18 protein-coding genes are annotated in these 24274 nt (G+C 69.3%); 10 read left to right on the forward strand and 8 right to left on the reverse strand.

What is annotated here, in order from left to right:
- Positions 1–41: 41 nt before the first annotated feature.
- Positions 42–4031, reverse strand: a complete 3990-nt coding sequence (eccCa, locus tag UA75_RS28770; protein WP_075742904.1) for a type VII secretion protein EccCa — start codon at positions 4029–4031, stop codon at positions 42–44.
- 337 nt (positions 4032–4368) lie between these two features.
- Here eccCa and eccD point away from each other — a divergent pair, with 337 nt between their 5' ends.
- Together eccD and mycP are read left to right on the forward strand one after the other, a co-directional pair.
- On the forward strand, positions 4369–5772 hold the full coding sequence (gene eccD / locus UA75_RS28775) for a type VII secretion integral membrane protein EccD (RefSeq protein ID WP_075742905.1): 1404 nt from the start codon (positions 4369–4371) through the stop codon (positions 5770–5772).
- Between the two features lie 30 nt (positions 5773–5802).
- Complete coding sequence (mycP, locus tag UA75_RS28780) at positions 5803–7209, forward strand: type VII secretion-associated serine protease mycosin (RefSeq protein WP_198042867.1); 1407 nt, start codon at positions 5803–5805, stop codon at positions 7207–7209.
- An 87-nt stretch (positions 7210–7296) separates the two neighbouring features.
- Here mycP and UA75_RS28785 read toward each other — a convergent pair whose 3' ends face one another.
- The 3 genes from UA75_RS28785 to eccB form a co-directional block, all read right to left on the reverse strand.
- Positions 7297–8568, reverse strand: a complete 1272-nt coding sequence (locus tag UA75_RS28785; protein ID WP_232237526.1) for a WXG100 family type VII secretion target — start codon at positions 8566–8568, stop codon at positions 7297–7299.
- A gap of 26 nt (positions 8569–8594) precedes the next feature.
- Entirely contained in the window at positions 8595–8930 is a 336-nt protein-coding gene (locus UA75_RS28790; protein ID WP_157434489.1) for a hypothetical protein, read from the reverse strand.
- 157 nt (positions 8931–9087) lie between these two features.
- Positions 9088–10701 (reverse strand): type VII secretion protein EccB, encoded by a 1614-nt coding sequence (eccB, locus tag UA75_RS28795; protein WP_075742907.1) that lies wholly within the window; start codon positions 10699–10701, stop codon positions 9088–9090.
- 349 nt (positions 10702–11050) lie between these two features.
- Between eccB and eccE the strand changes: the two genes are divergently transcribed.
- A complete protein-coding gene (eccE, locus tag UA75_RS28800) occupies positions 11051–12229 on the forward strand; it encodes a type VII secretion protein EccE (protein ID WP_075744332.1) in 1179 nt (392 codons plus the stop codon).
- Positions 12226–12954, forward strand: a complete 729-nt coding sequence (locus UA75_RS28805; protein ID WP_075742908.1) for a hypothetical protein — start codon at positions 12226–12228, stop codon at positions 12952–12954. The genes eccE and UA75_RS28805 overlap by 4 nt, the downstream gene beginning before the upstream one ends.
- Positions 12955–13364: 410 nt before the next feature.
- Here UA75_RS28805 and UA75_RS28810 read toward each other — a convergent pair whose 3' ends face one another.
- The 3 genes from UA75_RS28810 to UA75_RS34825 all read right to left on the reverse strand — a co-directional run bounded on the left by UA75_RS28810 (position 13365) and on the right by UA75_RS34825 (position 15009).
- A complete protein-coding gene (locus UA75_RS28810; protein WP_075742909.1) occupies positions 13365–13781 on the reverse strand; it encodes a TIGR03668 family PPOX class F420-dependent oxidoreductase in 417 nt (138 codons plus the stop codon).
- A gap of 193 nt (positions 13782–13974) precedes the next feature.
- Complete coding sequence (locus UA75_RS33550) at positions 13975–14253, reverse strand: hypothetical protein (protein WP_157434490.1); 279 nt, start codon at positions 14251–14253, stop codon at positions 13975–13977.
- Between the two features lie 516 nt (positions 14254–14769).
- Positions 14770–15009, reverse strand: coding sequence for a hypothetical protein (locus UA75_RS34825; RefSeq protein WP_157434491.1), 240 nt, complete (start codon positions 15007–15009; stop codon positions 14770–14772).
- A gap of 37 nt (positions 15010–15046) precedes the next feature.
- Between UA75_RS34825 and UA75_RS28815 the strand changes: the two genes are divergently transcribed.
- On the forward strand, positions 15047–15727 hold the full coding sequence (locus tag UA75_RS28815) for a vitamin K epoxide reductase family protein (protein WP_075742910.1): 681 nt from the start codon (positions 15047–15049) through the stop codon (positions 15725–15727).
- A 157-nt stretch (positions 15728–15884) separates the two neighbouring features.
- On the opposite strand, the gene UA75_RS28820 is transcribed toward UA75_RS28815, so the two are convergent.
- Positions 15885–16736 carry a VOC family protein gene (locus tag UA75_RS28820; protein ID WP_157434492.1) on the reverse strand — a complete coding sequence of 284 codons (852 nt, stop codon included), beginning with the start codon at positions 16734–16736 and terminating at the stop codon, positions 15885–15887.
- Between the two features lie 352 nt (positions 16737–17088).
- Between UA75_RS28820 and UA75_RS28825 the strand changes: the two genes are divergently transcribed.
- The 5 genes from UA75_RS28825 to UA75_RS28845 all read left to right on the forward strand — a co-directional run bounded on the left by UA75_RS28825 (position 17089) and on the right by UA75_RS28845 (position 24089).
- Positions 17089–18900, forward strand: a complete 1812-nt coding sequence (locus UA75_RS28825; protein ID WP_075742911.1) for an AMP-dependent synthetase/ligase — start codon at positions 17089–17091, stop codon at positions 18898–18900.
- 81 nt (positions 18901–18981) lie between these two features.
- Positions 18982–19785: an SAM-dependent methyltransferase gene (locus UA75_RS28830; protein ID WP_075742912.1), complete on the forward strand. Its 804-nt coding sequence runs from the start codon at positions 18982–18984 to the stop codon at positions 19783–19785.
- A 280-nt stretch (positions 19786–20065) separates the two neighbouring features.
- Positions 20066–22249: a putative bifunctional diguanylate cyclase/phosphodiesterase gene (locus UA75_RS28835; RefSeq protein ID WP_075742913.1), complete on the forward strand. Its 2184-nt coding sequence runs from the start codon at positions 20066–20068 to the stop codon at positions 22247–22249.
- A gap of 351 nt (positions 22250–22600) precedes the next feature.
- On the forward strand, positions 22601–23065 hold the full coding sequence (locus UA75_RS28840) for a PPOX class F420-dependent oxidoreductase (RefSeq protein WP_075742914.1): 465 nt from the start codon (positions 22601–22603) through the stop codon (positions 23063–23065).
- Positions 23066–23414: 349 nt separating this feature from the next.
- Entirely contained in the window at positions 23415–24089 is a 675-nt protein-coding gene (locus UA75_RS28845) for a DUF4232 domain-containing protein (RefSeq protein ID WP_198042868.1), read from the forward strand.
- Positions 24090–24274: the final 185 nt, after the last annotated feature.

Below are 24274 nucleotides of genomic sequence, written 5' to 3' on the forward strand. Positions count from 1 at the left end.
CTCGGTCGTCCCCGGGCACCTGGCGAATTCCAGGGCCGACTCTAGTACTCCGGCTCCACCCAACCGATCTGGATGAGCTGCTGGCCGGTCCGTCTGCTGACGATGGTGCCTCGGCCGGGCGGCAGCGCCGTCGGCTTGACGTTGCCGAGGATGTTGGACTCCTCCTTCGGCCCGCTCATGATGATGCCGGGGCTCGTGACCTCCTTCATCTTGCCGATGATCGGCTCGAAGCCCGCCCTGGTGCCGCCCGCGATGTTGCGGGCCAGGATCAGGTGGAGGCCGACGTCCTTGGCCTGCGCCACATACGGCGCGAGCGGGGCCAGCGGGTTGGCCCCCTGCGGAGAGACCAGCTCGTAGTCGTCGACGATGATGAACAGCTCCGGGCCCTTCCACCAGGACCGGTTCCGCAACTCCTCCTGGGTCACGTTCGGACCGGGCAGCCGCTTGTCCAGCGACTTCTTGATGTCCGCGACATAGCCCTTCACCTGCTGCGCCGAGGCGGCGTACTCGAGCAGGTGATCCGTCTGGAGGTAGCCGAGCAGCGTCCGCCGGTAGTCCACCAGCAGGATCAGCGCCTCCTTGGAGGTGTAGTTGTTGACGATGCCGCTGATGATCGTCCGCAGCAGGTTCGTCTTGCCCGCCTCGCGTTCGGCGAAGGCCACGAAGTGCGGGTCGGACTCGAAATCGAGGAAGACGGGCGCCAACTCGTTCTCGTCGACGCCGATCGGCACCAGCTTCTTTCCGGCGGGCTGCTGGAACGCCGGGATCTCCTCGTACCGCAGGAGCTGCGGCAGCAGTCGGACCTTCGGGGCGTGCGGGCCCTTCCAGGCCGCCGTGATCTTGGCGACCGCGTCGCCGACGCCGTTGCCGATGTCGCCCGCGTCGCTGACGGCGTCGACCCTCGGCAGTCCGGTCAGGAAGTGCAGCTTGTCCGGCGAGAGGCCTCGGCCGGGGATGCCCTGGGGAACGTTGACCGCGGCGCGCCGGTCCACCTCGGACTCGGTGGTGTCACCGAGCCGCAGCTCCAGCCTGGTGAGCAGCAGGTCCTTCAACGCGGGGCGCACCTCGGCCCAGCGGTTCGCGGCGACGATGATGTGCACGCCGTAGGACAGGCCCTGCGCCGCCAGCGTCTGGACCTGCTTCTCCAGGGCGTCGAACTCGGTCTTGAAGTTCAGCCAGCCGTCGATGATGAAGAAGACGTCGCCGAACGGGTCGTCGGCGGCCTCACCCTGGCGCTTCCTGGCCCGATAGTCCGCCATCGAGTCGACGTTGAGCTGAGCGAACCTCGCCTCTCGGGCGGCGATGATCCCACTGACCTCGGCGAAGGTCCGGCGCACCGTGTCCGGGTCGCGCCTGCTCGCCACGCCGCCGACGTGCGGCAGCCCCGCGAGGCTGCCGAGCGTGCCGCCACCGAAGTCCAGGCAGTAGAACTGAACCTCCTGCGGCGTGTGGGTCAACGCCATCGACATGATCAGCGTCCGCAGCAGCATCGACTTGCCCGCCTGCGGGCCGCCGACCACCGCCGCGTGGCCCTTACCCCCGGAGAGGTCCGCCCAGAGCAGGTCACGCCGCTGGTCGAAGGGCTTGTCGACGAGGCCGAGCGGGACGGTGAGCCTGCCGTTGCCGTAGAACCCGACCGGGCTGAGCCCCCGGTCCTCAGTCTGCGACAGCGGCGGAAGGAGCTGGTCGAGCGACGGCGGCTCGGTCAGCGGCGGCAGCCACACCTCGTGGGCGGGCGGTCCCTGGCCGACGAGCCTGCCGACGAGCACGTCGAGGCTGCTCGGCTCATCCGCCTTCTCCTCCTTCTTCTCCTCCTTGACCTCTTCGACCTGTTGCACCGGTTCCTGGGGAATCTCGATGTAGTCGGGGACGAACAACTTCGGACGACGGTCCGCCGTCACCGGTGCAGAGGACGGGCCGACCTGGATGCCCGCAGGCCGGTACGGGCCTGAGACGTAGGAGGCCTTGAACCGCACCATGCTCGTCGTGTCGAACTTCAGGTAGCCAGAGCCGGGGATCGACGGCAGTTCGTAGGCGTCGGGCACGCCGATCGCGGCCCGCGACTCGGAGGCCGAGAACGTCTTCAGACCGATTCGGTAGGACAGGAAGGTGTCCAGACCACGCAGCTTGCCCTCTTCCAACCGCTGCGATGCCAACAGCATGTGCACCTGGAGCGATCGGCCGACTCGACCGATCTGAAGGAACAGATCGATGAAGTCCGGCTTGGCGACGAGCATCTCGGAGAACTCGTCGATGCAGATGAACAGCGCGGGAAGCGGATCGAGATCGGCGCCGTTCTCCCGTGCCTTCTGATAATCCCAGACGTTCTTGAAATTGCCCTTGTGCAGGACTTCCTGCCTGCGGGCCATCTCGCCCGCGATGGCGTCCTTCATCCGGTCGACCATGGTCAGGTCGCCCGCGAGGTTCGTGATCGTCGCTGCGACGTGCGGCGCCACGTCCAGTCCCGAGAACGTCGCACCACCCTTGAAGTCGACCAGGATCATGTTCAGCGAGGTCGAGGAGTGCGTGGCGAGCAGCCCCAGCACCAGCGTCCGCAGGAACTCGGACTTACCGGAACCGGTCGCGCCGACGCACAGGCCGTGCGGGCCCATGCCGCCTGCGGCGGCCTCCTTGATGTCGAGTTCCACGAGCTGCCCGTGCTCGCCGACGCCGAAGGCGACCTTGTAACGGTCGCGCACCGGCCGGGGGCGCCAGGCCTCCTGGACGTCGAAGGTCATCGGGTCGCCGGGGATGCCCGCCATCTCGAGCACGCCGGGGTTGGACAGCAGGGGCTCGTCCTCCTCCTCCTGCTGCGCGGCGGCGCTGATCCGATACGGGGCCAGCCGCCTGGCCAACGCCTCCGCCTCGGCGAGGCTGATGCCGTCCGGAGCGCCGAACCATTCGACGCCGCCCGCGCCCTTCGCGCCGAGGCGATCGGCCTCGACCACCATGCGCAGGCCTCGGCGGGAGGTCAGGTTGCCCAGCGAGTCGGACAGGTCGAGCAGCGTGACGCCGACCAGGCCCTCCTCCATGAGGATGTGCTCCTCGCGGCTCACATCGCCGTCGTCGATGACGATGACGATGTGCGGCTGATCGGGCTGCACGGGCGCGTTGCGGCTGAACCGCTGCCGATCCCGGATCTGGTCGGCGAGCCAGGCTTCGATCTGGCCGAGGGAGCCCGCCATCATCCGGAGCTGGCCGATGCCGTCGGTGAGCGTGGGGTGCTGCGCGTGCGGCAGCCACTTGACCCACTCCCACTCCTGCTTGGTCTTGCCCGCCGCGACGACGGCGATCAACACGTCCTCGGGGCTGTGGAACGTCGCGAGCTGCGCGAGCAGCGCCCTGGCCAACGGTCGGGTGTGCTCACGCTCGCCGTTGAGCCCGATCGCGGCGAATCCGCGCAGCGAGATCGCGATCGGCATGTCGGGCAGGATCGAGTGTCCCCGTACGAATCGACGCAGGGCCAGCGTGGTCAGCGGCTCCAGCTCGTCGACCGGGCCGGTCTGCGGCGGGACGAGGCGGGTGGACAGCCGTTGCGGGCCGCGACCGGATCGGAGTTGGCAGAAGTCGGGGTCGTTCGTCCGACGCTCCCACAGTCTGCGGCTGCTCGCGGCGATGGACCATAGCGCCTGCGGGTCGGGGTGACTCCATTCGCGGGCCGCCCGCTGTTCGTCGGCGGCCTCCCGCGCGCGATCCCGCATCTGTCCGAGGTACCGCAGGTAGTCCTTGCGGTCCTCGTTCATCTCGGCCTTCTTCTGGGCCTGTCCGTTTCCGCGACCGCCCGCCATCATCCCGATGGTCGAGATGAGGAACATGCCGCCCATCATCATCATCATGGGGCTGCGTCGCACCATGAACATGAAGGCCATCATGCCGATGGAGGCCACGATCATGATCACGGGCAACAACTTCTGAATGATGTTGCCGGGAATGGTCCTCGGCACCTCGGGCGGCGGTTCGAGGTGCACCTCTCCGCCGGGGAGCCTGGGGGCTGCCAGTCGCGGCGACCGCTTGAACCTCAGCGTGCTCACCGAAGACGCACCTCTCGAACTCGATGTGGTGGTTGTCGCTCGACGACATCCGATGGGTCTCGACGAACGATCGGGCAACGTGCTGGACGACGAGCCGCATACATTCTGATCGTTGTCTTCGAACTCCCGGACGCGAGCCTGCCGGTGCCGCCATACTAGGGTCGCTCGGCGACGGGCCGGGACGGTTTCGAACAACCAGACCTTAATGCCCGCCTCTCGGCGGGGAGCGAGCGACGACAGTCTTCCGGCGATCCACTCGGTGGCCGAGGACCGGCCTCGATCATCGCGCCGCCGCGCCGCAGGAGACTTGGACCGACGACAAGACCAGGAGACTCAAGTGGCGACCGGTACGACGGTGTTCAGCCGGGTCACGGTGGTTGCGCCGAAGACACGCATCGATGTCGCACTGCCCGCCGACGTGGCAGTGGCCGACATCCTCCCGATGGTGCTGGAGATGGCCAAAGAGGTCACCCCGGACGGCGGCGCGCGGCACGGCGGCTGGTGCCTGAGCAAGATGGGCGAGGGGCCGCTGACGCCCAATCGCACCCTCGCGTCCCTCGGTGTCGTCGACGGGGAGATCCTCCAGCTCCGGCGTCGCATCGACAATCCGCCGCCGCCCCTCTACGACGACGTCGTCGACGCGATCTCGGACTCCGACCCGAACAGCTTCCGGCCCTGGACCAAGGAGACGGCCCATCGGCTCGGGCACCTGGCAGGCGTGCTCGGCCTGCTCGCCGCCGCCGTGGCGGTCTTCCTCGCCGGGCCCACCAACAACCTCGCCGCCGCCATCACCGGCGGTGTCGCGGCGATCGTCGCCATCAGCCTCGGCACGGTGATCGCCCGCGTCTACCGCGCGGTGACCACCGGTCTGCTGATCGCGGCGGCGGGCGGCCTGCCGATGGCCTTCGTCTCCGGCTTCTACATCGTGCCGGGGGCTCAGCCCCGCCCCGCCTTCCTGCTGGCCTTCACACTGATCCTGGTCGCATCCGCAGCCTGCATCATGCTGCTGGGCACCGGGATCACGGTGTTCGTGGCATCGGCGACGGCCGGTCTCTTCGGCACCATCGCCTTCTTCATCGCCACCTTCGTCGCCCACCCCGGCCCCGGCATCGCCGCAGGTGCCGCCGCAGTCGGCGTCGCGACGATCTCGCTGCTGCCCCGGCTCACGATCCAACTGGCCAAGCTGCCGCTGCCGCAGGTGCCAGGCAACGCGGAGGACCTCAAGGACGACGGCGGGTTCCCGGACTACGCCGTCATCGAACGCCGTTCCGGCCTCGCCCACGAGTACATGACCGGCATGATCATCGGCTGTGGCGCCACGGCGGCCGTCGGCTCGGTGATCGCCGCGGCCTCCGAGACCATCTGGGGGCCGATCTTCGGCGTCGTGGTGGCGATCGTGCTGCTCATGCGGTCGCGGACCTACGCCAACGGCGTCCAGGCCATCGCCCTGCTGATGTGCGGGATCGCGACCTTCGCGGGTCTGATGATCGGCTGGCTGATGATCAGCGCGGGCGACACGCTGACGCTGCTGCTGTGGACGATGAGCAGCCTGTTGGCGTTGGCGGTGGCGGGCTTCGTCTTCGGCGTCGTCTTCCCCGAGCAGAAGTTCTCCCCGGTGCTGCGTCGCTCGGTCGACATCTTCGAGGCGGTGATGATCGCGGCGGTCATCCCGTTGGCGCTGGCGGTGATGGACCTCTACAGCACGTTCCGCCACCTGATCCAGATCGATCTGGGCTTCTAGTCGATGGGGCTCGCGATGACCTCCACCCGCATGACACGACGTGTCCTGGTCGCCCTCTCCGCCGGGCTGCTGGCGCTGGGGCTGCCCTTGGCCGGGGCGCCCGCCCTGGCCCAGCAGGCGGACGTCGAGGACACCGTCACCGACGCCGCGCAGTACCCGCCTGCCGATCCGGCCATGGTGCCGGGCAATCCCAGTTCGGGCAGCGGCGATCACTCGCAGTTCACGCATGAGGTGGAGTGCATCAGCCCGAACGGGAGCCTGCCCACCGATCTCCAGCAGACGCCGTGGGGACAGATGTTCCTGCGGATCGACGAGGCGCAGCGGTATGCCACCGGCGTGGGCCAGCGGGTCGCGGTGATCGACACCGGCGTCAGCGTGCACCCCAGGCTCGCGGGCCGGGTCGAGGGCATCGGCGACTACATCGCGGACGCGAACGGCCTGACCGACTGCGACGGCCACGGCACGATCGTCGCCGGAATCATCGCGGCCGCCGAGGACCCGGTGACCGGTTTCACGGGGGTCGCCCCCGATGCGGAGATCCTCTCGATCCGCAACGTCTCCCATTTCTACGGTCCGGTCGACCGGCTGGAGGAGCAGGCGATCCAGGCCGGGAACCTCGAGACGATGTCTCGGGCGATCGTGCTGGCCGCCGACCGAGGCGCGACCGTGATCAACCTCTCCGAGACGGCCTGCGTCGTCGCGACCTACCCGGACGACTTCTACACGGCGCAGCTGCGGGCGGCGATCAACTATGCGATCGAGCGCGACATCGTGGTCATCGCCGCAGCGGGGAACCACAACCAGGACGATCCGGCCTGCGCCAACTCCAACACCCCGAACTCCCTGCAGAATCACACCTTCCCCGGCGTGTTCCCCGAGGTGCTGACGGTCGGGTCGATCGGTGGGGACGGGGCGCTCTCCGAGTTCTCCGTCCAGGGCGACTGGGTGGACATCGTGGCGCCCGGCGAGGACATCATCTCGCTGGACCCGGCGGCAGGCGCCACGTCGCTGGCGAACCAGGTTGCCAGCCCGCAGGGCGACCTCGGTCCGATCGAGGGCACCAGCTTCTCGGCTCCCTACGTCGCCGGGGTCGCCGCGCTGGTCCGAGAGCGCTACCCCGACCTCAGCGCCGAGCAGGTGGTGAACCGACTCGTCCGTACGGCCCAGCACCCCGGCGGGCTGGAGGGTCGCAGCTTCGGCGTCGGCTACGGCGTCCTCGATCCGGTGGCGGCCCTGACCGAGGTCCTTCCCGAGGAGCACGGCATCGAGCCTGCCGCGCCGGAACAGGCGAGGAACGAGCTGCCACCGATGCCGCCGTTCGACTGGACGCCCACCATCGTCGCGGTCTCCGGTGCGGGCGGCGGCCTCGTCCTGCTGGGGATCACGCTCTTCATCGTCCGCGCCGTCCGCCACACCCGACAGGGCAGCGAGGCCTGAGGAGCCCGAGTGGAAACGGTCGGCCGCCGAAAAGGGCGGCCGACCGTTTCTGTCCGCGAGTGTGTCGACGTCAGCGCAGTCCCGACGTCAGCGGAGGTCGTCGTCGGCACCGATGACCGGCGCGACGGTGGCCTCCGGCTCGCCGAACAGCTCGGTGGCATCGGAGATCACTCGGGACGACTTCTTGCGTTCCTTGTCCTCGTTCTGCTGAGCGCCGCCGCCGCCCATTCCGCCGCCGCCCATCATCCCGCCCATCATTCCGCCGCCCGCGCCGCCGCCCCCGGCAGCGCTCGGGACCACGGACGACGGGGCGCCCCCGGAGACCGCCGCGACGCCGGTCGAGGCGCCGGTGCCCGTCGGAGCCGCAGGCGCGCTCGGCCCGCCGCCCGCGCCGCCGAGGCCGCCCCCGACACCACCGCCTGCTCCGCCGCCGACACCACCGCCACCTGCACCGCCACCTGCACCGCCGCCCGCACCGCCACCGCCACCGCCTGCACCCGCAGGCGCCGTCTCCGGAGCGGGACCGCCGCCGCCGACGGTCGGCATCTCGAAGCTCCAGTCCTCGCCGGGATAGGTGTGCGCCATCTCGATGTCGGCGAAGGCGCTCTCGCCTTCGAAGCCCTCACAGGCACTCACCAGCGCCTGAAGGACCTCACGGACCAGCTCGAACATCTCCAGCACCGGGCCCTGCATCTCCTGCAGGTAGTTCCGCGCGCGCTGCTCGCCCTCCAGCGGGAGCACCATCGCCTCGGATACCGACTCGGCGCCGTGCGCAAGCACCTCCACCATGTCCATCACCAGTTGGCGGATGCCGTCGGCGGTGGCGTCCAGCGCCTCGCCGAGCGCCACCATCGTCTCCGAGAGCGACGTGGTCGCGCGGCCGAACTGGTCGATGTGGCCCCGGAAGGACTCCGCGTCGGCACCGGTCCAGCCCTCGTCCATCCCGCCGAGCGGGCTCGCGACGTCGATGGCGACGTCGTCGACGAGTTCGGCCGTCCTGCGCCACCGTTCGGCCTGCTCGTGCATGTCGTTCCAGCGGCCGACGACCGGACCGAAATACTCCTGAACGGGGTCGGGCACGCCCAGCTCCCGGCTGATCCAGGAGAGGTACTCGAGGTGGCTGCTCGCACCGCCCGCGATCTGCTCGCCGTCCGGCCCGCCGATCCCGCCGATAGCGGGCGGGCCGGTCGGCGCGATCTCGGCAGGCGCGGGGGCGGCGAGCCTGCCCTGGTGGGCGATCGGGCTCGCGCCGAGGGCACCGAGGGAGTCACCTCGTTCGGGAGCGGCGACGCGGTCGGCCGTCGCTCGGCTCCACCGGCCGTCGGCGGCGCTGTCCTGGCTGAACTGGTCGGGTCGCACGGCGACCGACCTCCTTTCGAGAGTGATCAGGCCGGTTCGGTGCGGGTGAACTCACTTGCGGCGTCCTCGTCCTGCGTCTGATGCAGGGTGACCACGTTGCGCAGGCCGACGGCTGCGGCGGCCAGCACCTCGCAGCCGCGTCGAGCCTGCTCGTAGAGGTGGTCGGCCACCCGCGCGTACGCGACGTCGGTGCCGACCTCCGCGCCCAGCTCGCCGAAGCTCTCCGCGCTGATCCGTGCCTCGTTGAGACTCTCGTCGGCGGTCGTGAAGTCGTCAGAGGCGTTGTTGACGCTCTTCGCGTAGTTGTTCAGCCAGTCGATGTCGATGCTGATGTCGGACACGGCTCGCCCCCAGAAAGTCATGATCGTGATTCGCGGTCGCTGCCCGCCTGAGACGGAATGTGACGCCGAACGGTTCCCCACCTGCGGCGGAAAGCCTCGCACACGACGGCGGGCACCGATCCTCTCGTCAAGGATCGATGCCCGCCGCAGTCCACTCGTCTCAGGTCGCACGCACGAGCTAGAAGCCGAACAGATCCTCTTCCGACTCGGTCTCCTCCGCCTGACCGGCCTCGGGGCCGAGGATCATCCGGTCGCCGCCGCTGCCGTCGAACGGCACCGCGTCGTAGACGCGGCTGACGTCCTCCTGGTCGAGTCGGGGGCCGCTGGGCAGCAGGCCGAGGATCGACTCGGGCCCGGCGTCCACGGTGGAGCCCTCGGCGGCCAGGTCGAGCCCGACCACGTGCGCCATGTCCGGAATGCCATAGATCACGCCTCGATCGGAGACGAAGTGCAGCGGCCCGCGCTCGAAGCCCTCCTCGCCGGTGGCGGCACGCACCACGGCGGCGTTGCCGGGCGGCATGAAGAAGTAGTCCACGTCCGGGCTGCTGGACAACGAGACGGCGCGCATCTCGACGTCACTGTCCTCATCGGACTTCGGCAGCACGACCTCGTCGCCCAGCGTGACCTCGATGCGCTGGCCGTCCGAGCCGTCCCAGGTGAAGCAGGACATCTCCGACTCGCTGAACGAGACCGGCGTCGGCAGCTGCTCGGGAAGGTCCGCGACGTCGATCGGGTTCTCGGACTCCTCCATCTGAGTGAGCTGATCAGACTGGATGCCCGGCGTCGCGACGGTGAGATCCTGATCGGCCCGGATCAGGTCGGCGACACCCTCGGGGATCCGCTGGTAGCCGTCCGCGAGCAGGACGTAGTAGCCCCGCGCGCCCGCAGCAGTCTCGGAGAACGCCACCGTCCCGACCTGAGCGTCCGACTGGTCGCTGAGCTGGACCGGGTTCGGCAGCGGGCTGCCCGCGTCCGGGATCTGCGGGGCGCGGAAGGCGCCGACCTCGGGGATCGCGTTCAGCAGACCGAGGCTGACGGCGCGCGGCGTCGGGTTGGAGTTCAGCACCGCCGCGGCCGCGACCGGGTCGTTCTCCACGTCGATGGGTGCCCGGACCACGCCCCGGGAGCCGCCGTCGTCGCCGGACGGACGATAGACCAGATAGTGCCGGTCGTTCTCCGCCGAGTGGACCAGCAGCGCCTGCTCGTCCGTCATCGGCGTGCCGGGCATGTCCTCGACGCCCGCCAGGACCGTGGTCTCCGGCCTGGCCACCGCCTCCGCGTCCGGGTGGCTGGCGTCCAACTCGGCGACGTCGCACAGTCCCCAACTCGGCACGATGCGCCGGTCCGAGCCCGGCATGTAGTCCGGGGCCCCGATCAGTCCGGTGAGCTGCCCGCGCGGAATGTCGGCGAGGACGTCGTCGCCGATGACCTCCATCTCACTCTTGGAGTCGGCACCGAGCTGCATCTGCAGCAGCCGGGCAGAGGCCATGTTCGTCATCGGGATGAGCTGCATCCCGTCGTTGTCCACCGCGACGTAGACCCCGCCGGACGGTTCGGACACGACCACCGCGCCCGCGGCAGGCGGCTGCGCGCGCGGGGAGATGATCCCGAAGATGAGGAATCCGAGCAGGCCGACCACGGCCAGCGCGACCCCGGCTCCGACCGAACGCATGTGCGTGCGCATCGGATCGTGCAACATCACCGCGTCCTTGCGCACCAGCGCCGACTGCATTCGTCGCAAAACGAAGCGATAAGCCTGGACCTGGGACTTGGTGGTAGGTGTTGACGGCATTTCGAACCTACAGCTCTCTAGTCCACGGTACGGTTCGGAAGAATAGCGGGCGCGGGCGCGGCCTGAGCCTGGATTGCGCAGAAGCCGTGCCCGGAGCCGCTGTCACACTGTGAGCCCGTCATGCTTCACCGCTGTCGGGCGATCACGCTCGCACCGCCCCACACCACCCACGCCGTCACGCGTCAGCGAGGGGAAGACCGAACACATGTCCGTGACCACACCACCGCATCCGGCAGCAGCGCGTCCTGCTCCGCCAGGACCAGGACAAGGGCCCGCGCCCGGGAACGCGGCCCGGCCGATCGGCAAGGCTCGCAAACGGACCGTGGGCGCCAGCCTCGGCGCGCTGCCGGTGGCCAACCTGGTGGTGCTCGAAGTCGGCCTCGCCGTGGGTCTGCTCGTGATGGCGATCAACATCGACCTCTGGCCGGTCTCGGCCGGGGTGCTGGTGCTGGCGCTGGCGATCGCGTTCACCCGGTGGCGTGGCCGATGGGTGGTGCAGTGGAGTGGACTGACGCTGCGTTATCTCGCTCGTCCGCACTCCCGGGTCGTGACGCCGCCCGCACCGACCGACGGCGAGGTGCCCGCGCCGGAGGAGAAGACCGTCACGGGCCCGGAGGACGCCAGGGTCGCGCTGCTGCGGCTGGTGATCCCCGATCTGGTCGTGGCGCACGCCAAGGATCACGAACGCAGGCCGCTCGGCCTCGCCTGGCATGACGGCGCCTGGACCGCGGTGCTGATGGTCGAGCCCGCCCCGGCACTGGTGACGCACGTCGGCGCGGCGCCGAACCTGCCGTTCGGCGCGCTGGCGCCGTGCCTGGAGGACCGGGGTGTGATCCTCGACTCGATCCAGGTGATCTGGCACTGCTACCCCGGCAGCGCGTCGCTGCCCGCCACCTCCCCTGCGCTGAACTCCTACCTGGAGGTACTCGGACCGCTGCCCGCGGCCGCCCGTCGCAGCACGCTCGTCGCGGTGCGGCTGGACCCCCGGCGGTGCCAGAGCGCGGTGTCCGAGCGCGGCGGCGGCGTGGTCGGTGCGCATCGGGCACTCATCGGCGCCTTGTCTCGAGTGCGCAATGCGATGGAGGGCCAGGGGGTGCCCACTCGTCCGTTAGACGTCGACGAACTTCTTCGTGCAGGCATCTCCACCGCCAATCTTCAGTCGGTGGCGGGGGCCCAGGTCAAGGTCGGCCTTCGGGAGCGGTGGGCGGGTGTCACCGCAGGCGGCGTGGGCCACGCAAGCTACGCCGTGACGTCGTGGCCGAGCCGAGCGGCACACAGCCTCAACGCACTGACCGGGGTCCGGGCGCTGTCCTCGACCGTCACGATGTCCATCTCGCCGACGGAGGACGAGGGCCAGGTCAGCCTGCGCGGGCTGGTGCGGGTCAGCGCCCGCACGCCGAGCGAGCTGGCTGCGGCGCACACCAGGCTGAATCAGCTCAGCGGGAAGCTGGGCGTGACGCTGACGCCGCTGCGGGGCCTCCAGGTCCCCGGCTTCGCCGCCACGCTGCCGTTGGGAGGCACGGTATGAGCAGCAGTCGCATCGCCTACAGCCAGCGCGGTGACGCGGGTGTCGCACCGGAGTTCCTGGTGTCCCCCGCGATGTTGGACTCGGTCAGCCCCTCCGGCGACCGGGGCGGGATGGTGCTGGGCTCCGGCATGAAGGGCGAGCCGCTGACCATCTCGGTGCTGCGCTCGGCACCGACCAGGGTCGTCATGGTGGGCGGTCTGTATCTCGCCCGCCAGGTCGCCCTGCGGGCGATGGCCACCGGTGCCTCCGTGGTGATCGCCACGGGCAGACCCGCCGCCTGGCAGATGCTGGTGCGGGCGGCCGGGCAGCTTCCCGACGGTCGCCCGGTGCCGCTGGTGCAGATCCGCAGGCTCAGCCCCGTCGAACTGCCTCGGCCGACCGAGGACTCCCCGCTGCTCGTGGTGCACGACGAGGGACACCTGCCGCACGACCTCTTCCCGCCTCGGTCTCCCTGGCAGACGACCCTGTACGTGCTGCCCTATCTGCACCCCAACGCGACCGCCACCGCCAACGCCGCCGATCTGGTGCTGCTGCAGCGGATGCCGGTCGGTCAGGCGCAGCTCGCGGCTCGGGTGTGGCGGCTCCCGCCGCCGATGATGCAGCAGCTCACGACGTTGAAGGACGACGGCGTCGTGGCGCTGGGCCACAATCTCTGGCGTCCGCTGCGCCTGATCACGACGAAGAAGGAACAGGAGATCCTCGGCCCGGTACGGCGCGGGGACTAGTCAGGCCGCGTGCGCGCCCTCGGGTGCCGATCGGGCATTCGGGCCCGCGCGGACGGCTTCGCGCTCCGGGCGTGAGGCGGGCGGCGCCACGCGAACCGGGCAGCCCCGTTTCCTCGTCTGACGCTCGGCGGGAACTCCTCCTGCCCGGCGCGGGCTCGGGACGGTGCCCGATTCCGACTGCGGCCGATTCCGACTGCGGCCGATTCGACCAGAGCCGGTCCCGCCTACGGCGAACCTCAGTCGGACCTCGCCCGCGCACTCGGCCGGGCGTGCATCCTTGGTCCGGGGCGGTTCAGGCAGGTTTCCGGATTGCGGCACCCCTCGACGGCGGCACGGCCGTGACCGGACATCAGCATGTAGTCCGGTCCCGGCAGGCGTGGCGCAGCCGCGCACGGCAGGTGCAGGCGGGCTCAGTGTGCCGACCAGCCGGACCAGTGATCGACGTCGATCCTGATCACCGGCCCCGCAGGCGGGTCCGTCCGATACTGCGGATACTTCGCCGCCAGCGCGCGCAGCGGCGTCGCCATCACGGCGGGCTCGGCCTCGATCCGCGCCGTCCCGTCGACGCGGACCCACCACAGCTGAGACCAGTCCGGCTCATAGTGGTCGACGAGAAGCGACACCGCCGGATGTCTGCGGATGTTGCGGAGCCTGGCGAGCTGCCTCGTGGACTTCGGCTTCTGGTCGACCGCCAGATAGACCGACTCCCCCATCATCGTGAAGGTCACCGGCACGAGTTGGGGACGACCGACCGCGTCGATGGTGCCCAGCCTCGCGATCAGACAGCTCTCGAATCGCCTGCGGCATCGCGCGAGATCAAGGCGCATCGTCGGTCACCACCGGGGTGTCGGACGACAGGACGCGGCAGTGCGTGGCGGCGGGCGACGAGCACGACGCCGCCGGTCGCCGCCGGAGCGGACGAGCGGTGTCGACGTCGCACGCGAAGATCACGAACACAGAGTGGCACAGGTCATCCGACGAGAGAGGACCGTCGGACCACCTGTGCCACGAGCTGATGAATCAGCGGCCTGCGGTGCGCAGCGCCATCGGCAGCCGAAGCGGCATCCCGATCCGACGACGGTAGACGAAGAACCCGAAGGGGATACCGAGGGCAGCGCAGGCGATCAGGGGCAGAATCGGCACGACGAACCCGAACGAGAACGCGATGACCGCACAGGCCATGATCGTCGTTCGCGGTCCCATCGAGCTGAGTACAACGCCCACAATTCCGCTGAAAATCAGAATAAGTGCGATGATGAACAAAAAGGGGACAAGCTGGGTCGAGATGAAGCTCCCCACCGAAACAACTCCCTGAAACGTCAGAACTCCCCGGGGACTCGATCACTTTAGCCGCCAGACGGCGATGAAGCCAACCACCGAATTCGACCTACCGACCTGCGACACAGGGCCAAGCGGCCGACAGAACGCCTGGTCAGTGCCATCGGCCACCAAGGTTGCCTTTCTGTGACTCGCATCACGTTCCGGCTTCGGCCCCGTCGAACAGGTGCCCACGGCCTGCTGACGCCCGCCGTTACCGGTCGGTATTCAAGGTTCGATCGGCGATTTGCGGACCGCCCGACCACACCCGGCACGGAGGTCGCGCGCCTGCAGGCGCGCATTGCCGTTAGGCCGACTCGGCTACGCCGCCGACTCCGAAGGACGATTATCGTCGACTATTCATCCTATTCTCCATTCGGCGTTCATCTCTTCTTCGTCGACGACGGCCGCACCCCGAGACATCGGCGGTCACTCGGCACGGGCACCCGCCGATCGAGGACGACAGGAGCCCCCGCGTGCCGTGTGCGGCGGGGCCGTTCAGAACAAGAATCGCTCGATCGTGGGAGACGACACGAAGGAGATGTCGGCGCGGCAGGCCTGCTGACCCGCATCGCACGCCGTCGAGAACGCCGCGCGATGCATCAAGGGGAACCGGGCCGTCGCCGCGTGGATCACCGACGGTGGCCGGTCCGGCGACCGGCTCGGCGGCAGGGCATGGTCGGACGACGATCCAGCGGGCGGATGGTGACACACCGTGACATCAACCACGCGGTTCACGAACGTCGATGGTCGAGGCGGGACTAGGATCGCGGGCGTGGCTCACCAGCTCGCGGACGAGAGCGCGGCAGGCGCGCTCGATTCGACCGCACCAGAAGACCACCCCGACGACTCGGCCGCCCAGGCCGATCGGCCGGTCGGCCAGGCCGCCTCACGTGGGCTGGCGCTGCTGCTCACCATCGGCGGGGTCATCGGGTTCGCCGCCGCCTTCGTCCTGCTCATCGAGCGGATCCAGCTGCTGATCGACCCGCTCTACATTCCCTCGTGCAGTCTCAATGACGTCCTGAGCTGCGGATCGGTGATGACCACTCCGCAGGCCGCCGCCTTCGGCTTCCCCAACCCGATCATCGGGGTGGCGGCGTTCCCCGTGGTGGCGACGATCGGCGCAGCAGCGCTCGCGGGCGCCCGATTCCGCCGCTGGTTCTGGTTGGGCCTCCAGGCGGGCACCGTGTTCGGCGTGGTGTTCGTGCACTGGCTGATGTTCGCGAGCCTCTTCGAGATCAGGGCACTGTGCCCGTACTGCATGGTCGTGTGGGCGGTCATGCTGCCGATCTTCTGGTATACGACGGTGGCCAACATCCGCGCGGGCAGGCTGCCGCTCGGCGCGGTCGGGCGCGCGCTGGTCGACTATCGCCATGTCGTGATGCTGACCTGGTCGCTGGTGATCGTCGCCCTGGTGATTCAGTCGTTCTGGAGCTACTGGGTCAGCCTGTTCTGAACCGGGCCCGACTCGTGCCCGGCGCGGTCCGCCGGACCCGGCCCGCGATCCCGGTCGGCGGCATCACGACCGGCCGGGGCGGCAGGGTAGGCCTGCTCGACAGGCCGGTAGGCACCCGCCGCGAGCCGCGAGCTGGCTCGTCGTCGACGCGGGTCCGTCAGTCGTCGTACGGGTCGTAGATGGCCGCCGTCTCATGGCCCGTCGCCTCACCGGGATCGATCAGCCCGAAACGGGCGCCGGTGACGTCGCGGAGCACCGCGATCCGCCCGTACGCGGAATCGAAGGGGTCGACCCTGAGTTCGGCGCCGAGCGACCTGGCCTGTGCGACCGTCTGATCCACCCCGACGGCCGGATCGACCCCGAAGTACACGAGCCAATGCGGCTCCGTCTGCGGACCGGTGTCCTTGACCATCCGCACGCGAGCCAGCACGGAGTCGCCGCCGACGTACCAGACGACGAAGTCGGAGCGCCTGCTGTCGCCGAACTCCCTGGTCTCGTACTCGAAGAGCGTCTCGTAGAAGTGATCGGCGAATCGAACCCGGTTGGTGATCAGCTCGGCCCAGATCAACGATCCCGGCCTGCCCACCTCGAACTGCCAGCCGTTGCCCGCCTGTAACAGCGCGATCTCGGCGAGGCTCGAGTCACGCAGTACGACACGGCGACCCAGTGCGCCGAGCTCCTCTTCCTTCCGCAGGACCTGCGCCCCGAGTCGCTGCGCGGTCGAGGAGGCCTCGGTGAGCCGCTGGGTGGCGAGGTGGAGCACCCAGCTCGACGCGGCCTCGCGGCGGGCGGAGATGCCACCGACCGGGATGCCGTCCCGCGTCGCCACGAAGTAGTCGTCGCCCGCGCCGCCCTGCTCGGCCGACTGCGTCTGATACTCCCAGTCGAACAGCGTCGCGTAGAAGTCCAACGCGGCCGACGGCTCAGTGGAGCAGAGGTCGACCCAGCACGGCAGTCCTCTCGGCAGGCTCGCGTACAGCATTGTTCCGCCGGACCTGGACATCGGCATGTGACCACCCCCGAAGTTGATCTGAGGCGCACATTATGTCGCGGGTTCACCAGCCGTGGGGCGGTTGTGGTCAAGGTCTGCCGGAACGTGCCCGCCCGCCACCAGCGACGTCCCCGAAAGCCTCGCCGGACCGTCGCTCGGCCGTCACGGGCCGCCTGGCAGCCTCGTCCAAGGCAACGGTCATGCATCCATGCCACACCGAGCGGTGTGAGCCCCTTGCCCAGGCCTCGAGGAACCGACACGATACGGACTCATCGCGTTCACGTGATGAGAACCGGCATCGGGTAGTCGGGAGGCAGGATGTCTCCTGAAGCGACCAGACAGGACCTCATCCGTCATCTAAGGAGCCGTCGTGACCGAGTTCAGTGTCCCTCCCTTGGTAACGACGCAGCCGGGAGGCGGACTGGCCGACATGGTCTACGTCAACGCCGCCGAGGCTCCGACACAGGTGGTGTTCGGGCGTAAGCAGAGCGACGGCACCTGGGCAGACGTCACCACCAGCCAGTTCCGCGACGAGGTCACCGCGACGGCCAAGGGCCTGATCGCCTCGGGCATCAAGTCAGGCGACCGCGTCGCGCTGCTGGCCAGGACCCGCTACGAGTGGACGCTGCTCGACTACGCGATCTGGGCGGCGGGGGCGATCACCGTGCCCGTGTACGCGACGTCCGCGCGCGATCAGATCGCCTGGATTCTGGCCGACTCCGGCGCGGTCGCCGCCGTGGTGGAGAACCAGGCGAACGCCGACGACGTCGAGGCCGCTCGGGCAGACGCCACCGCGTTGAAGACGGTGTGGCAGATCGAGTCAGGCGCGGTGGAGGCGATCGTCGAGGCGGGCCGCGAGATCGCCGACGACGAGGTGGAACAGCGCCGGTCGGCCGCCAAGGCGGACGACCCGGCCACGATCATCTACACCTCCGGGACGACCGGACGGCCGAAGGGCTGTGTCCTGACCCACGCGAACTTCTACGCGGAGGTCGACAACGCGATCGCCCGCCTGCCGCAGCTCTTCGTGAACCAGTCCCCGGAAGGACCGGTGCCCTCCACCCTGCTGTTCCTGCCCGTCGCACACGTGTTCGGCCGCATGGTGCAGGTCGCCGTCGTGCGGGCACGGGTGCACACCGCGCACGCCCCCGACATCACCGAGCTGACCTCGGATTTGCAGACCTTCAGACCCTCCTTCATCCTCTCGGTTCCTCACGTCTTCGAGCGCGTGTTCAACCGCGCAAGCCAGAAGGCACGGTCCGAGGGCAAGGGCCGGATCTTCGACCTGGCCGCGAAGACCGCCATCGCCTACAGCAAGGCGTTGGACGCGGGCAGGCCGAACCTCCTGCTCAAGGCCAGGCACCTGCTGTTCGACAAGCTCGTGTTCAGCAAGCTGCGGGCGGTGCTCGGCGGCCGGGTGCGTTACGCCATCTCCGGCGGAGCCCCGCTCGGCGAACGCCTCAGCCATTTCTACCGTGGGATCGGCCTGCTCGTCTTCGAGGGCTACGGCCTCACCGAGACGACGGCGGCCGCCGCGGTGAACTCGCCGGAGAAGATCAAGCTCGGCACGGTCGGCCAGCCGCTGCCCGGCAACGCGATCCGCATCGCGGAGGACGGCGAGATCCTGATCAAGGGCGGAGTCGTCTTCCCGCAGTACTGGAACAACCCGACGGCCTCCGCCGAGGCGTTCAGCGACGGCTGGTTCGCCACCGGCGACCTCGGCGAGCTGGACTCCGAGGGCTACCTGCGCATCACCGGCCGGAAGAAGGAGATCCTGGTGACCGCGGGCGGCAAGAACGTCGCCCCGGCAGGCATCGAGGACGTCATCCGGGCACACCCGCTGGTCAGCCAGGCTCTGGTCGTCGGGGACGGCAAGCCGTTCATCGCCGCGCTGATCACCGTCGACGCGGAGTCACTTCCGCAGTGGAAGTCGGAGAACGACAAGCCCGCCGATGCCACGGTCGCCGACCTGGCGGACGACGTCGATCTGATCGCCGCCGTGCAAGAGGCCGTCGACGCGGGCAACGAGCGGGTCTCCCGGGCCGAGTCGGTACGCAAGTTCCGCATCCTGCACACGGACTTCACCATTGCCGACGGACACATCACCCCCTCGCTCAAGCTGCGGCGGGCCGCGATCGCGAAGGACTACGCGGCCGAGATCGCCGATCTGTACCGAAAGTGATGGGGACCACAGGGCGCTGAGCGTCGTCGAGTGGAGGCTCGGTAATCTTCCACTCGACGACGGCACGGCACGAGGTGGTTCATGACCCGGCAGACGAGAACTCCGTTTCCGGTGACGCTGGAGATGCCCAACGCCGCCCGGGTGTATGACTTCTACCTGGGCGGCAGCCGAAACTTCGCCGCCGACCGGGAGTTCGCTCGCCATGCGATCCGGGTGATGCCCGAGATTCGAGATCTGTGCATCTACAACCGTCTGCTCGGCCGCAGTCTCGTGCATCACTTCATCGCAGGCGGAATCCGACAGTTCCTCGACATCGGCTCCGGTATTCCGACCGTCGGCAACACCCACGAGGTGGCCCAGCGGCTCGTCGACGACAGTCGAGTCGTCTACGTCGACAATGAGCCGCTCACCGTCGGGCAGAGCAGGCTTCTGCTGGCGGGCAACGACCGCACGATGATCGTCGAAGCGGACGTCCGCGATCCGGAGCTCATCCTCGACGCGGCCGCCGCGAGCGGTTTACTGGACCTGAGTCGCCCGGTGGCGCTGCTGATGACGGCCCTGTTGCACTTCATCCCCGCCGCCGACCGCCCGACCGGTTTCCTGTCCCGGTATCACGACGCGCTGGCTCCCGGCAGCGTCTTCGCGTACACCCATCTCACCGCCGACCATCGGCCGGACGAGATGGGTCGATTCGCGAAGCTCTATCACGACACGCCGACTCCGGTGGTGATCAGAACGCGGGCGGAGATCGAGGCGCTGTTGAGCGGATTCACTCCCGTGGGCGGTGCGAGCGACGGCATGTCCTGGGTACACGACCAGGACGAGATCACCGGTCTGGAGCATGTCGCGGCGTTGGGTTATCTGGTAGTCGGCATCAAGGGCTGAACCCGGGCCCGAAAAATCGGTACAGTTTCCATGAAGCGCACTGACTGTAACGCCCCGGTCGCACAACCCGGTCTTATTGCTGTAAGAATCAACTGGCAGACCGAGGAAGCGCACTGCGAGGCTTACCGTGACCCAGCAGCTGAATTGGTTACCTCATGGACTCAGGCGAGCACCCGGTGCCGACGGGGGCAGCGATGTCATCGGCGGCGAGGGCGAGGGCGCACCGAGGGCAGGAGGTCCACCCCCAGCCGACGGCGGCGCCGCGAACGGAGCCGTCCGGGTGACCGACGAGCTGAGCACCTCCCTCGTTCACGAGACCAGGTCGGTCGATCGGCGGAGCCCGGCGCTGGCGGAGTTCGCCCACGACTGGGCGGCCTCGGTATTCCGGACCAGCTACGTCGCGATGACCCGTCAGGACACCGAGGACCTGCTGTCGCGCTTCGCCCACCGACTGCAGGCCGCCCTGCGGCGGGAGCCCTTCACCCCGGAGGAGGGCAGGCGGATCGGCACCGCGCTGATCGACGCCCACTTCACCGACTCGACGACCCTGGAGAACACGCTCCGCGTATTGGGCACCCGGCTGCGGCCCTGCCTGAGCCCGCCCCCGCACCTCGGCGAGCGCGAGGTGGGGGCGCGGCTGACCGCGCTGATCAGCGCTCTGGCCGCCGGGTATGCCGCCGCCCTCCAGGATCACGTCCTGCGGCAGCAGGAGGACCTCAAGGTCTCGATGATGCTGGAACGCCAGCGGAGCGACGCCATGCTTCAGGAGAGCGACGCACGCTTCCGGACCGCCGTCGAAGGGTGCGCGACCGGGGTGGCGACGCTCGACATCACGGGGCGGGTCCAGACGGCCAACTCCGCGTTGGAGGAGTTGTTCGGCACCCGCGCGTCGGAGCTGATCGGACACGACATCCACGCCCTGATCCACCCGGAGGATCTGCCCGGTGCAGGCGAGCACCTGGCCGCGCTGAGCACCGGACTGTGCGACAAGTTCCGCTCGGCACTGCGGTTCCTGATCGACGGCGAACAGCCGGTGTGGACTCGGGTCACCGGCTCGTTGATCAGGGACAAGCAAGGGCGGCCAGACCAGCTCGTGCTGTTCATCGAGGACTGCACCCAGTCGTTTCTCAATCAGGAGATGATCCGCAGGCAGCTCATGGTGGACCCGTTGACCGGACTGGCCAACCGATCGGTCCTGGTCTCGCAGATGGAGACCATCCTGGGATCACTGCTGCCCGACGGACGACTGGCACTGTGCTACTTCGGGCTCGACGGCTTCCGGCTGATCAACGACGGACTCGGTTACGACGTCGGCGACGAGGTGCTCCGCAAGGTGGCGGGTCGGCTTGCCGCCGGGGTGGGAACGACCGACGAGCTGGTGGCCAGGATCAGCGCCGACGAATTCGTGGTGCTGATCCCGAACACTCGCGGAACGGCCCCGGTCATCGAACGCGTCGAGCACCTGCTCCGCAGTCTCACCGAGCCGATGCAGGTGTGCTCGCAGGACGTGTCGGTGTCGGTGAGCGTCGGCGTGGTGGAGCGCCCCGCCGCCGAGGTGAGTCCCCTGGAGCTGATCCGGGCGGGCGATCTGACGTTGCGGACAGCCAAAGAGGAGGGCCGTGCGCAGTGGGCGCTCTATGACCCGGAGCGTGACCAGGCCGGACACCGCCGTTCCCGGCTCGCGGCCACGATGCCCGCCGCCCTGCGCGACAACGAGTTCTATCTCGACTATCAGCCGGTGGTGCGGCTGTGCGACGGGCGGCTGACGAGTGTGCGGGCCGTCGCCCGCTGGGATCACGTGGAGTTCGGCCTGTTGTCGCAGGAGGATTTCGTCGGGCTGGCATCCGACGCCGGGCAGGTGGTGGCCTACGGTCGCTGGCTCCTGCGGCAGGCCTGCGAGCAGGCGCAGCGCTGGCGCGAGAGCCTCGGCACCACGCCGACGGTGAGCATCACCCTGGTGGACCGGCAGGTTCGGGATCAGGACCTGGTGCGCGACGTGCGAACCATCCTGGCGGAAACCGGACTGCCTGCGGCGAGTCTCCGGCTGGAGGTGCCCGCCGGAGCCGCCTTCGCGGACACCGGAGAGCCGCTGGACACCTGGTCGATCCTGGCGGAGCTGGGCGTCCGCCTCACCGTCGGCGGGCTCGGCACAATGGGACGGATGCTCTCCCGGCTGCGGCTGCTGCCCGTCGAGGCGGTCCTGGTGTCCGGCGGGCCCGCGCGCGATCCCCATGCGGGGTCCGACGCGGTAGACCAGTTCGCCCTCCGCAGCATGGTCGCGATGTTCCGCAGGCTGGGTCCGGCCGTCATCGCCAGCGACGTCGACGACGCTGCGCAGGCACGCAGGTTGCGGACGATGGGCTGCGAGCTGGGTTACGGGGAGCTCTTCGGTCCGCCGTCAGACCCGGTGGACATCGAGGAGTTGGTCGTCTCGGGTTCGCTGGTGGCAGGCACGTGGCCGTAAGCGCGGGTCGGCGGCTCCGGGTCGTCCACGACGTGGGGAACCGGCCGGTGCACGCGATGATCGACGCCCTCAGCTCGGCAGCCCGCGCCGATCAGCACCCGTCATGAGACCTGATCGCGAGTTCGACGGCGCCGTGACCTGTTGCGTCGAGCCGGGTCGCCCCGAGCCCGCGCCGCTGCGGTCCCGTCCGCCCGTGCCCAGCCGCCTCGCCGCGCCACCTGCCGCCGGCACGCCTGCCTGCCGCCGAGCCGGATCCGAGGCCGCGACGACCCGGTGACAGCTCTGCGCCGTGGCCTGCCGCCCGGTCTTCTCCCTCGCTCGCCATCGCGTCCCGCCGGCTAGACTCGCCCCATGCCTCGTCAGATCGCCACCACGGACATCGTCGAACTGCCGCAGCTGCTGGAATTCCTCCGCGCCCGCCATCAGGGCCTGCTCATCACCAGCCGTTCGGACGGTCGTCCCCAGGCGTCGCCGGTGACCTACGGCGTCGACGAGGCGGGGCGGATCGTCGTCTCCACCTACCCGCAGCGAGCCAAATCCCGCAATCTGCGGCGATCGGCCGCCGCGAGCCTGGTGGCGCTGTCGCAGGACTTCAACGGGCCGTGGGTTCAGGTGGACGGCACCGCAGAGGTCCTCGACATCCCGGAGTCGGTGGAGCCGCTCGTCGAGTACTTCCGATCCGTCGCGGGCGAGCATCCGGACTGGGCGGAATACCGACAGGCCATGGTCGATCAGGGCAAGTCGCTGGTCCGCATCACGCCGCAGCGCTGGGGGCCGGTCGCCACCGGCGGGTTCCCGCCGGAGCTGGCGGACTGACCGAACCGACGGACGGGCGGCGAGGACGGGCGGACGCCGCGTCCGCCGCCTGGGCGCCTTCGCTGCCGGGCTGCGGCTCGATCGGTTGCTGCGCGCTGCTTTCCCCCCGCCCGGCCGGTCGCCGTCGGACGCCGCACCGCCGCCGAGAACAGCGACGATCGACTCGTTCCGCCGCGCGCAAGCCGGCCGTCCGTCACCGCTCGCGCTGCGCGATCCCTACTCGTTCCGGATGATCGGTCGGTGGCCGAGACAACCTCGGCCGGGTCTGTCCCGTCTTCTGGGCAGGCGCCGATCAATGCACTCCGACGAATCGCCGCCGCAGCGACGCGGTGGCCAGGAGGTGATCCCGTTGGCTTTCACGAGCAGGACGCTGTGGCTGTCCGCGCTGACCTGTGCCGCACTGTTCGGCGTCGCAGGATGCGGCCAGGAGTCGACCCAGAATCAGGGCGAGGACGACTCGATGGCTGCGACGGAGACGACAGACGCCGCGCCGACCACCGAGCCGTCCGAGACGAGCCAGGCCGAGACGAGTCCCCCGTCCGAGTCCGCCCCGGCGACCGGTGGGGATGTCGAGAGGCCGGAGTCCTCACGGGCGGCCGACGAGCCGGATCGTTGTCACGCAGGCGGTCTCAGCGGCTCCTTGGAGTCCTTGGACTCGGCGGCGGGCAACCGCTACGCGAACCTGATCCTGACCAATGACGGCGATGAACCATGCGCGATCTACGGATACGGCGGTCTCGAACTCGTCGACACGGACGGGACTGCGCTGCCGACGCAGCTCGAACGGGTCGCCGACCCTGCCCCGACGCTCGTCGAGCTGGCGCCGGGGGAACACGCGACCAAGCTGCTGCACTGGGGCGTGGTTCCCGGCGAGGAGGAGGAGCCCGAGGGTGACTGCGGGACGGAGCCGACCAGCATCCGGGTGATCCCGCCCGATGAGACCGACTCGCTGAACGTGGACTGGGAGCTCGGTCCGGTGTGTCAGGACGGCCGGATCGACGGCAGCGTCTACGTGTCGAGCTGAGCGCACGCCGTGCGGGTCGGCTACCGGCCCGCACGGCGACCGCCGGTCACCGGTCTCGGCGAAGGCCGCGATTGCCGAGACCAGGCGCGGCGTCCGATCGCCAGGCGTCCGATCAAGCAGGCGCCCCGCTACGTCCCGGCGCCCGCCGCCGGTCGACGGCAGCGGGCGTGCGCGGGCCGAACGCG

Source organism: Actinoalloteichus sp. GBA129-24, assembly GCF_001941645.1.
GTDB classification, from domain to species: Bacteria; Actinomycetota; Actinomycetes; order Mycobacteriales; family Pseudonocardiaceae; genus Actinoalloteichus_A; species Actinoalloteichus_A fjordicus.

What these genes read in the sequence shown, in the direction of transcription:
- UA75_RS28830 (WP_075742912.1), top strand. Translation starts at nt 18,982, where the DNA reads ATGACCCGGCAGACGAGAACTCCGTTTCCGGTGACGCTGGAGATGCCC.
- UA75_RS28805 (WP_075742908.1), top strand. Translation starts at nt 12,226, where the DNA reads ATGAGCAGCAGTCGCATCGCCTACAGCCAGCGCGGTGACGCGGGTGTC.
- UA75_RS28840 (WP_075742914.1), top strand. Translation starts at nt 22,601, where the DNA reads ATGCCTCGTCAGATCGCCACCACGGACATCGTCGAACTGCCGCAGCTG.
- UA75_RS28790 (WP_157434489.1), bottom strand. Translation starts at nt 8,930, where the DNA reads ATGACTTTCTGGGGGCGAGCCGTGTCCGACATCAGCATCGACATCGAC.
- mycP (WP_198042867.1), top strand. Translation starts at nt 5,803, where the DNA reads ATGACACGACGTGTCCTGGTCGCCCTCTCCGCCGGGCTGCTGGCGCTG.
- UA75_RS28820 (WP_157434492.1), bottom strand. Translation starts at nt 16,736, where the DNA reads ATGCCGATGTCCAGGTCCGGCGGAACAATGCTGTACGCGAGCCTGCCG.
- eccB (WP_075742907.1), bottom strand. Translation starts at nt 10,701, where the DNA reads ATGCCGTCAACACCTACCACCAAGTCCCAGGTCCAGGCTTATCGCTTC.
- UA75_RS28810 (WP_075742909.1), bottom strand. Translation starts at nt 13,781, where the DNA reads ATGCGCCTTGATCTCGCGCGATGCCGCAGGCGATTCGAGAGCTGTCTG.